The organism is Pseudomonas lactucae (assembly GCF_016937615.1).
Classification (GTDB): domain Bacteria; phylum Pseudomonadota; class Gammaproteobacteria; order Pseudomonadales; family Pseudomonadaceae; genus Aquipseudomonas; species Aquipseudomonas lactucae.
Window position 1 is genome coordinate 25,997 of sequence record NZ_JAFHKI010000031.1, and the last position, 8,797, is coordinate 34,793.

The 8,797-nt window shown below is 61.7% G+C and carries 10 protein-coding genes and 1 pseudogene; 7 read left to right on the plus strand and 4 right to left on the minus strand.

Going from position 1 to position 8,797, the window contains the following annotated elements:
- Position 1 precedes the first annotated feature (1 nt).
- Positions 2-454 carry a DMT family transporter gene (locus JWR98_RS06535; protein WP_078732804.1) on the plus strand — a complete coding sequence of 151 codons (453 nt, stop codon included), beginning with the start codon at positions 2-4 and terminating at the stop codon, positions 452-454.
- Positions 455-543: 89 nt separating this feature from the next.
- Positions 544-711 carry a metallothionein gene (locus tag JWR98_RS06540; protein WP_078732805.1) on the plus strand — a complete coding sequence of 56 codons (168 nt, stop codon included), beginning with the start codon at positions 544-546 and terminating at the stop codon, positions 709-711.
- A 146-nt stretch (positions 712-857) separates the two neighbouring features.
- On the opposite strand, the gene JWR98_RS06545 is transcribed toward JWR98_RS06540, so the two are convergent.
- Entirely contained in the window at positions 858-1,130 is a 273-nt protein-coding gene (locus JWR98_RS06545) for a hypothetical protein (protein WP_078732806.1), read from the minus strand.
- A gap of 143 nt (positions 1,131-1,273) precedes the next feature.
- Here JWR98_RS06545 and JWR98_RS06550 point away from each other — a divergent pair, with 143 nt between their 5' ends.
- The 3 genes from JWR98_RS06550 (at position 1,274) to JWR98_RS06560 (ending at position 3,287) form a co-directional block, all read left to right on the plus strand.
- The gene (locus JWR98_RS06550) at positions 1,274-2,038 is read left to right on the plus strand and encodes an AraC family transcriptional regulator (protein ID WP_205489566.1); all 765 of its coding nucleotides are present in this window, start codon (positions 1,274-1,276) and stop codon (positions 2,036-2,038) included.
- Positions 2,039-2,126: 88 nt separating this feature from the next.
- Positions 2,127-2,300 (plus strand): DUF1427 family protein, encoded by a 174-nt coding sequence (locus tag JWR98_RS06555; protein ID WP_003173424.1) that lies wholly within the window; start codon positions 2,127-2,129, stop codon positions 2,298-2,300.
- Positions 2,301-2,327: 27 nt separating this feature from the next.
- Positions 2,328-3,287, plus strand: coding sequence for a quinone oxidoreductase family protein (locus tag JWR98_RS06560; RefSeq protein WP_078732809.1), 960 nt, complete (start codon positions 2,328-2,330; stop codon positions 3,285-3,287).
- A gap of 65 nt (positions 3,288-3,352) precedes the next feature.
- On the opposite strand, the gene JWR98_RS06565 is transcribed toward JWR98_RS06560, so the two are convergent.
- The 3 genes from JWR98_RS06565 to JWR98_RS06575 form a co-directional block, all read right to left on the minus strand.
- Positions 3,353-4,378: a purine-nucleoside phosphorylase gene (locus tag JWR98_RS06565; protein WP_205489563.1), complete on the minus strand. Its 1,026-nt coding sequence runs from the start codon at positions 4,376-4,378 to the stop codon at positions 3,353-3,355.
- A 14-nt stretch (positions 4,379-4,392) separates the two neighbouring features.
- Positions 4,393-5,340, minus strand: a complete 948-nt coding sequence (locus JWR98_RS06570) for a nucleoside-specific channel-forming protein Tsx (protein ID WP_078732811.1) — start codon at positions 5,338-5,340, stop codon at positions 4,393-4,395.
- 155 nt (positions 5,341-5,495) lie between these two features.
- Complete coding sequence (locus JWR98_RS06575; protein WP_205489564.1) at positions 5,496-6,434, minus strand: AraC family transcriptional regulator; 939 nt, start codon at positions 6,432-6,434, stop codon at positions 5,496-5,498.
- A 207-nt stretch (positions 6,435-6,641) separates the two neighbouring features.
- Here JWR98_RS06575 and JWR98_RS06580 point away from each other — a divergent pair, with 207 nt between their 5' ends.
- Positions 6,642-7,952 carry an ABC transporter substrate-binding protein gene (locus tag JWR98_RS06580; protein WP_205489565.1) on the plus strand — a complete coding sequence of 437 codons (1,311 nt, stop codon included), beginning with the start codon at positions 6,642-6,644 and terminating at the stop codon, positions 7,950-7,952.
- 18 nt (positions 7,953-7,970) lie between these two features.
- Positions 7,971-8,743 (plus strand): annotated as a pseudogene (locus tag JWR98_RS06585) (L-iditol 2-dehydrogenase).
- Positions 8,744-8,797: the final 54 nt, after the last annotated feature.

Here is an 8,797-nt window from a genome sequence, read left to right on the forward strand (position 1 = left end):
GATGAATCTGATTCTGTTATTGGTCGTGGTGGTGGCGGCGGGCGCGGTCTTGAGTGTGCAAGCGGCCATCAACGGCCGGCTGGGCCAGACGGTGGGCGTGCTGCGCAGCAGCCTGGTGACGTTTGCGGTTGGCGCCCTGGTCACGGCGTTGCTGATTTTCTTCTTCGAACCGGCCCAGGCGGTGAGTTTGCTGCAAGTGCCGAAGTGGCAGCTGACCGGCGCGTTGTTTGGCGTGGTGTACATGATGGTGATGGTCGGCGCGGTGCCCGTAGTTGGCACGGCGGTGGCCACGGTTGCGGTAATCACCGGGCAATTGGGCATGGGCATGTTGATCGACAACTTCGGCTGGCTGGGCAACCCGGCTATCGAGCTGTCGGGCAACCGGATCCTGGCGATGGTTTGCCTGGCCCTGGCGCTGGTGTTCATGTACCGCAGCAATACGCGCACCGATTGATGGTTTGAACGATCCGTGTGGGCCGGCAGTCACTGCTTAAGGTGCCGGCGCTCGCCGCACCGTGACGACCATGAAGAAGGAGTCTGAACATGCCAGATCAAACCTGTGCCTGCCCGCACTGCAAATGTGTACTGGGCGCCGACGCGGTCATGAAAGACGGTAAGGGTTATTGCTGCCAGGGGTGCGCCGAGCATCATGCGCACGGTGAGCCTTGCGCGGCAGCGACGGGCTGCGAGTGCGCCAAGGCGGCCCGCTAGCACTCAGTAAGCACTGTGGACGCGGGCTTGTTGGGGTGAGTGGGGCTTGTGCTGCGATTCGATCCAAGGGCTGCTTCGCAGCCCAGCGCAGGGCAAGCCTGCTCACCACAACAAGCTTATTGCACATGACATCTCGGGCATCGTGGCTATTGGGTTTCCAGCTCAAGCCGCAAGCTGTGGTCGGCCATGCGCTGACGATCCTTCACCACGCCGCTGGTCCGCCGGCCCTCCAGCGCAAACACCACGGTTTGCGCATCGTGCAAATCCTCGGGCAGCGGTTGGAACACCTTCAGCACCAGCCAGCCTGGTGTGCGCTGCAGGCTCACCTGGCATTCGGCTTGTTTGGCCAATGGCCCGAACAGCGTGTCCTGGGTGTAATCGATTCTCGCCTTGCCGTTTACCGGCACTGATGACGTCATGGGACGTTCCTCCTTGTTTAATCCTGGTGATAGTTCAATCCTGGTGATATAGGCAAGTGATCCCGCGGGTGGGTGAAAATTCACTCGGATTGTCGTGCGGTGGTCATTACCATGGCGGCTCACCCTCGATTGATGTGTACGCCATGGCCCTGGCCGCGCCCCCCGACCTCAGTGATCACGCCGTCCCTGTGCAGCCGCTTGCACGGACCTACCCGCGTGGGTTGTATGTGGAACCTCACAGCCACGACTGGGGGCAGTTGCTCTACGCCATGAGTGGGGTGATGTGGGTCGAGACGCCTCGCGAAGCGCTGGTGGTGCCACCCCAGCGGGCGGTGTGGCTGCCGCCTGGCGTAGAGCACGGCATTCGCGTGGTGTCGGATCTGCAGATGCGCAATATCTACCTGCGTCCGGCCCTGGCGGCGACGTTGGACGACCAGGTGCAGGTGATCGAGGTGGGCGGGCTGCTGCGCGAGCTGATCGTCAGGTTGGTGGAGGAGGGCGACAAAGGCGATGCGCTCTACTACGACGCCGTGGTCAACCTCGCGTTGCTTGAGTTGCGACGGGCACGCCGCTCGCCGATCCGCATCGCCATGCCGGTGGATGCCGATCGCCGGTTGATCGGCGCCTGTCAGGCGGTCATGGCCGCGCCGTCCCTGATCATCTCCTTCGAGCAACACGCGCAGGCGGCGGGCGCCAGCGTTCGCACCCTGGCGCGGCTGTTTCAGAACAACCTGGGCATGGGGTTCGCCGAATGGCGTCGCCAGGTGCAGCTGGCCACGGCGGTGGCAGAGTTGATTCAGGGCCAGCCGGTCGGTGCTATTGCCCGGTCCCTGGGCTATTCGCCCAGCAGTTTCAGCGACATGTTCCGTCGCGAACTCGGTGTCGCGCCTTCGCACTACAACAGCTGAGGGTTGGCCGAAATCCTGAAGTGGTTGGCCGATGCTTCGGATTCAGGCTCCTTACACTGCGCCCATCGACCCTAACGGCGCAGCCCCTATGAACTACCTTATTTCCCTCGCTATCGGCCTGTCTGTCGGCGTGATTTATGGCGCTTTGGACTTTCGCTCTCCCGCACCGCCCGCCATCGCCCTGGTGGGGCTGATGGGCATGCTGCTGGGTGAAAAACTCTGGCCCCTGGGGCGTGAGTTGGTCAGCGGTTGGTTGTCCTGATTCCCTCTCCCTTCGATGGATGCACTCATGAAAGCACTGCAATTTTCCGCCACCGGCAACCTGGCCGCGCTGCGCCTTGTCGATACTGCCACCCCGGTGCCGGCCGCCGGTGAAGTGCGGGTACAGATCAAGGCCGCGGGCCTCAACCCCAGCGATGTCAAGAACGTACTTGGCCGGTTCCCCTACACCACGCTGCCGCGTATTCCGGGGCGCGACTTTGCCGGGGTGGTGGTCGAAGGTCCGCAGGCACTGCTTGGCCAGGAAGTCTGGGGCACCGGACGCAACCTGGGTTTTTTTGCCGACGGCTCCCACGCTGAGTACCTCACCGTATCGGCCAAGGGCGTGGCGCCTAAACCCGCGCAGTTGAGCTTTGCCCAGGCCGCCAGCCTCGGCGTGCCGTACACCACCGCCTGGGATGCCCTGCAGCGCAGTGGCGTGGGCCAGGGCACGCGCTTGCTGGTGATTGGCGCGAATGGCGCCGTCGGCAGCGCAGCCCTGGCGCTGGGGAAAATACTCGGCGCACAGGTGCTGGGCGCGGTGCGCAAGGCGGATCAGGTGCAGGTGTTGCGGGCGCAGGGTTTCGAGGCGATTGCACTGGGCGAGCCGCAAGACCTCGGCGCGCAGGTGAATGCCGTGTTCAAAGGCGGCGCCGACGTGATCTTCGACACCACCGGTTTCTGGTTGTCTGCCGCGGTGGCAGGCCTGGCGCCGTTCGGGCGCATTGCAATCATCGCCGCCCCGGTGGACGGACAGGTGCAATTGCCGGCCCTGGCGCTGTATCGCAAGGGTGGGTCGGTGGTGGGGATCAACTCGTTGCTCTATAACTGCGAGCAATGCGCGGTGATGCTGGAGCAGTTCGGGCGGTTCTTTGATGAAGGTTCGTTGCCCTTGCCGACGGGGTTGCGTGAGGTGGCGTTGGCGGATGGGATACGCAGTTACGAGGAAGTGAATAGCGGTAGTGCGGATAAGATCATCTTCGTGTTTTAACACCGTGCGAATGTGGGAGGGAGCAAGTCGAATCGTCGCGCCGCCCCTCCCACCGTTTATCTCCACTAGGCTTGCGGAACGCCTTTTTCCCAGGCCGACCAGTTTTTGAGGATCGCCTGTACCAGCGGGTTACCCGTGCGGTACAGGTTCTCCAGCGCCGGCACAAACCCGCCCTGGTCCGCATATTTGAGCAGGTTATCCACTTCGCTGTAGCCTGGGTAAGGCCGGTCGAAATCGGAACCGGCCCGCACCACCGCCAGGCGCTGGATATCCACCAACCCTTCACGACTGGCGCGCAGCAGCGCCTCGTAGGTGGAGTTGTCTTCCTGCTGTGTGGTGCAGTACTCGCCCTTGTTGTCGGTAAGCAACTTGGTCCAGACCTCGGCGCGTTCGCTCAGGCGCGTGCCGGAGAACCAGGTATTGCCCGCCAGCGTGTCGCAACGGGTGACTTGCGGCGGCTGGTTGGCCGGGGCGGCGGGGTAGTGCGCGCGCCAGGCGGCGGATTCCTTGCTCTCTGTGAGTTCGACGTTGTGCGACAGGGCAAAGGCCTTGGCCTGCAACTTCGGGTTCAACTCGAATACTTCGGTCTTGTAGTCCAGCGGCGGTTTTTCATTAGGGCCTTTGGTGTTGATACCGATGTAACCGGTCGGCCACTCCTTGGGCGCATCGCGTGAATCCAGCTCCCATTGGGTGCCGAATTCCACCAGGTAATGCGCCCAGGCGGCGGTGCCGATGGTGCCGTGCTTGGGGTTGATGCCGGCGATCCCGGCGATCAGGAAGTAACTCTGGCGCAGGTCGAATTTGGGCGACAGGGCCAGTGCGAGGGTGGACGCGGCGGCATTGGTCTGGCCCATGCCGGTCACCAGCAGGCAAACCTCTTGGGTGTTGCAGCGAATCACCGGGTATTCGGCGGACAGGCCCGGCACGCGCACCTCCTGTTTAAGCGCCAGGCGATCGATCCAGGTCTGCGCCTCGGGGGCGAACATGGTGATCAGCATCACCTTGGGTTTGATCGGCGCGGTTTGGGCCAGCACCACATGGGGTAGCAGGGCCAGGCCGACGGCTATCGAGAGGCGGGTCAACGTATTCATCTAAAGCTCCTTGATCAGAATTGGTAGCCCACGCCGGCGTAGTAACCCCAGCCGTCAGAGCGTGCGCGGAAGTTGCCTTCGCCGAAATTCAATTCACTGCCATCTTCCCAGTTTCCGCCGTTATGGAAGTAACGCCCTACTAGCGTGAAGCGCAGGTGGGTAAAGGAGTACAGCAGCACGTTGGTCGCTACCGTGGAGTTGGCGGTGCGTGCCGGGTTGTCCTTGTGCAGGTTGGAGCCGAAATCGTGGTTGGTAAAACCGATATAGGTCAGCGAGGCGCCGTTGTCGAAGGAGGCGATGGGCACGATGTACTTCATCTGCGCGCGATAGCCGTCCCAGGAATATTCGTTGCTGGCGCCGTAGTTTTCCCACTGGTAACGCCCGTAGAAGTTGGCCGACAGGTTGACCCGCGAATGGGTGTCGATGTCGGTGCCCAGGCCGCTGTACAGGGTGTTGGCGCGGTTTTCCTTGCGGCTGCCGTGGTCATAGATCCAGTCGAACGCCACGTACCACTCCTTGAACGGGCCGATGGCCAGGCTGCGACCGGCCAGGTAGTCGATGGAGATACGCGGCTCATGCTCCATGAACACCGGCGAGCCATGGTCCCATACGCCTTTGTCATTGCTGTTACCGATGCCGAGGATCTTTGGCACGTCGATATAACCGTACAACTCGAAGGGCCCCTTGCGGCCGAAGTACTCGTATTCCAGGTAGATATCGTCGGACGGTTTGGGGCCGAAACTGATGTCCTTGCTGCCGATCAGCGTAAGGTCCTGGTTGAACCATTCTGACAGGTAGGCGCCTTTTTTCGGATTGGTGGTTTCAGGGCTGAGGGTTTCGCCCTGTGCTGAGTCATCGGAGGGCTTGTCCTGCGCCAAAATGGGCGCGCTGAGTACTCCCGTAACGGCGGCCAGTAGCAAGGAAACACCAAAGCAAGCACGAGGCCTTGAGGTGAGCTGCATTGAAAATCCCTATTCATACGCGGTTTGAACCCGTTTCAGCGGGTGGTGGCGAACCTGGCGGCCAAGTTCGTACCGCAAACGTTTGCACAGGTTGTACCAACTTTGCCCAATGGCTTGAATGGCCTAATAAAATGTCGAATTAGTCGACCTTTTGATCAGAAATGACTGGGTGTCATTTTTTCGCTGCGATTGAACAGGTGCAGGGCGGTTTCACGGCGATATTCGCTCGGCGTCTGGTTCATCTCGATACGAAAGTGCCGGTTGAAGTTGGACAGGTTGGCGTAGCCCACCTCAAAACAGATATCCGCCACAGACCTATCGCTTTGCAGCAACAGCCGGCAGGCGCGCTGCACGCGGAACTTGCGCATCAGGTCGATGAAACCGTGGCCGGTGTTGCGCTTGAAGAACCGCGAGAAGCCCGGTTCGCTCATCTCCAGTTGCCGGGCGATCACCGACAGGCGCAGGTCGCCGGTGAGTTCGCGCATTAGGTAGTCGAATGCCTTGTTGATGCGCTCGGCGCTGCGTGCGTCGAGCGTGGGCGCGTAGCAAGGGCTGGCCAGGGCCTTGGCTTGCGCAGGGGGCGCGTTCTTCAACGTGTCGAGCAGTTGCAGGAACAGGATCAGCCGCTGCAGGCCATGGGCGCGGCCGATGTCTTCCATCAGCCGGGCGGCCTCTACGGCCGTGTCGCCGCTGAACTCCAGGCCGCGTCGGGCCAATTCAAACAACGGCTGTACATCGCCCAACTCCGGCAGGGTTTCGCGCAGGGCGAGAAGGGCGGCACCGTCGAATTGCAGCACCACGTCGCGTCCGCTCAGGTGTTCATCGGGGCCCAGCTCGCCGATCCAGTCGTGGGGCAGGTTCGGGCCGATCAGCGCGATATGGCCGGCACTGAACGCACCGATATAGTCACCCGCCACCAACTTGCCGCTGCCTTGGCGGATCAGATGGATTTCGAATTCGGGGTGGTGGTTCCAGCGCGCCAGGGCGTAGGGGTAGTCATGTTCGAACCAGCGGAAGCAGTGGTCCGGCTCGGGCAGGATCACTTCCAGTTCTGCGGGGCGGTGTTCAAACAGTTCGGCGCGGCTGACGGGCATGGTGCTGCCTGTTTTTTTGGATTTCAGCAAAAATACGCGGTCCTGGACGGTAAGCGCTACCCCCGATTTCGTCCGGCACCGGTACTTTTTTGATCCCGGCGGCGGGGTTAAAAAAGTATCAGCCGAGCATCCCCCATGCGTTTGTGAGGGCCAGGCCAAACTGCTGTAATCGGCCCTCAACAACAAAAACAACAGGTGGAAACCGCCATGTCATCGTTACCCAAAGCACTGTTCCTGCTGTCCGGCCTGACCTTGGCGCTGCCCAGTCATGCCGCCGATACCGTGACCATCGCCACGGTCAACAACAGCGACATGATCCGCATGCAGCGCCTGTCCAAGGTGTTCGAGCAGCAGCACCCGGACATCAGGCTCAACTGGGTGGTGCTCGAAGAAAACGTACTGCGCCAACGCCTCACCACCGACATCGCCACTGAGGGCGGGCAGTTCGACGTGCTGACCATCGGCACTTACGAAACTCCGCTATGGGGCGCTAAACAGTGGCTGGAACCGCTCAACCAACTGCCGCCCGATTACGACGCCGAGGACATCTTCCCTTCGGTGCGCCAAGGCCTGTCGGTGAATAGCACCTTGTATGCCTTGCCGTTTTACGGCGAAAGCACCGTCACTTATTACCGCACCGACCTGTTCAAGCAAGCCGGCCTGAACATGCCCGCGCACCCCACCTGGACCCAGCTCGGCGAATTCGCCGCCAAGCTCACGGCCAAGGACAAAGGCCAATACGGCATGTGCCTGCGCGGCAAGGCTGGTTGGGGCGAGAACATTGCGCTGCTGAGCACCATGGCCAACGCCTTTGGCGCGCGTTGGTTCGATGAGCAATGGAAGCCCGAGCTGACCAGTCCCGAATGGACCGCCGCCGCCAACTTCTACGTCAACACCCTCAAGCAGTACGGCCCGCCGGGCGTTTCCAGTAATGGCTTCAACGAAACCCTGGCGCTGTTCAACAGCGGCAAATGTGCGATCTGGGTGGATGCCAGCGTGGCCGGCTCCTTTACCACCGATGCCAGCCAGAGCAAGGTGGCCGACAGCGTCGGTTTTGCCGCGGCGCCCACCGAGGTGACGGACAAAGGTTCCTCCTGGCTCTACGCCTGGTCATTGGCCATCCCGGCGACCTCAAAACACAAAGACGCCGCCAAGGCCTTTATCACCTGGGCGACGTCCAAGGACTACATCCAACTGGTCGCCGACAAAGAAGGCATCACCAACGTACCGCCCGGCACACGCCAGTCCACCTATAACGACGCCTACCTCAAAGCTGCGCCGTTTGCCCAGGTCACGCTGGCGATGATGAAGCACGCCGACCCGGCGCATCCCTCGGTCAAGCCGGTGCCATACGTGGGCATCCAGTACGTGACCATCCCTGAGTTCCAGGCCATCGGCACCTCCGTCGGCAAGTTGTTCTCGGCGGCGCTGACCGGCGGCATGACGGTTGATCAGGCGTTGGTGCAGGCGCAATCGACCACTGAGCGCGAAATGAAACGCGCCGGATACCCGAAGTGATTGTTACAGGACATCCTCATGAAACGACTTGAAGGTAAAAGTGCGCTGATCACCGGATCGGCGCGTGGGATTGGCCGCGCGTTTGCCCAGGCGTATATCGCTGAAGGCGCCACCGTCGCCATCGCCGATATCAACCTGCAACGCGCCCAGGCTACCGCCGCCGAACTCGGTCCCCAGGCCTATGCGGTGGCGATGGACGTCACCGACCAGCTCTCCATCGACACGCGATTGCCGCCGTGGTGGCCCATGCCGGCAAGCTGGATATCCTCGTCAACAATGCGGCACTGTTCGACCTGGCGCCCATCGTCGACATCACCCGCGACAGCTTCGAGCGGCTGTTCTCGATCAACGTCGCCGGCACGCTGTTCACGCTGCAAGCTGCGGCTCGGCAGATGATCCGCCAGGGCCATGGCGGAAAGATCATCAACATGGCCAGCCAGGCCGGGCGGCGCGGTGAGGCATTGGTGGCGGTGTATTGCGCGACCAAGGCGGCGGTGATAAGTCTGACCCAATCGGCGGGGCTGAATCTGATCAAGCAAGGGATCAACGTCAACGCCATCGCCCCCGGCGTGGTGGACGGTGAGCATTGGGACGGGGTGGATGCGTTGTTCGCCAGGCATGAAGGGTTGGCGCCGGGGGAGAAGAAGAAACGGGTAGGGGGCGAGGTGCCGTTCGGGCGGATGGGCACGGCGCAGGATTTGACCGGGATGGCGATTTTCCTGGCATCAAAGGAGGCCGACTATGTGGTGGCCCAGACGTACAACGTCGATGGCGGCAATTGGATGAACTAAGCCATACATCAATCAAAATGTGGGAGGGGCTTGCCCCCGATATAGGTGTGACAG

What these genes read in the sequence shown, in the direction of transcription:
- JWR98_RS06550 (WP_205489566.1), top strand. Translation starts at nt 1,274, where the DNA reads ATGGCCCTGGCCGCGCCCCCCGACCTCAGTGATCACGCCGTCCCTGTG.
- JWR98_RS06545 (WP_078732806.1), bottom strand. Translation starts at nt 1,130, where the DNA reads ATGACGTCATCAGTGCCGGTAAACGGCAAGGCGAGAATCGATTACACC.
- JWR98_RS06575 (WP_205489564.1), bottom strand. Translation starts at nt 6,434, where the DNA reads ATGCCCGTCAGCCGCGCCGAACTGTTTGAACACCGCCCCGCAGAACTG.
- JWR98_RS06560 (WP_078732809.1), top strand. Translation starts at nt 2,328, where the DNA reads ATGAAAGCACTGCAATTTTCCGCCACCGGCAACCTGGCCGCGCTGCGC.
- JWR98_RS06540 (WP_078732805.1), top strand. Translation starts at nt 544, where the DNA reads ATGCCAGATCAAACCTGTGCCTGCCCGCACTGCAAATGTGTACTGGGC.
- JWR98_RS06565 (WP_205489563.1), bottom strand. Translation starts at nt 4,378, where the DNA reads ATGAATACGTTGACCCGCCTCTCGATAGCCGTCGGCCTGGCCCTGCTA.
- JWR98_RS06580 (WP_205489565.1), top strand. Translation starts at nt 6,642, where the DNA reads ATGTCATCGTTACCCAAAGCACTGTTCCTGCTGTCCGGCCTGACCTTG.
- JWR98_RS06570 (WP_078732811.1), bottom strand. Translation starts at nt 5,340, where the DNA reads ATGCAGCTCACCTCAAGGCCTCGTGCTTGCTTTGGTGTTTCCTTGCTA.
- JWR98_RS06535 (WP_078732804.1), top strand. Translation starts at nt 2, where the DNA reads ATGAATCTGATTCTGTTATTGGTCGTGGTGGTGGCGGCGGGCGCGGTC.
- JWR98_RS06555 (WP_003173424.1), top strand. Translation starts at nt 2,127, where the DNA reads ATGAACTACCTTATTTCCCTCGCTATCGGCCTGTCTGTCGGCGTGATT.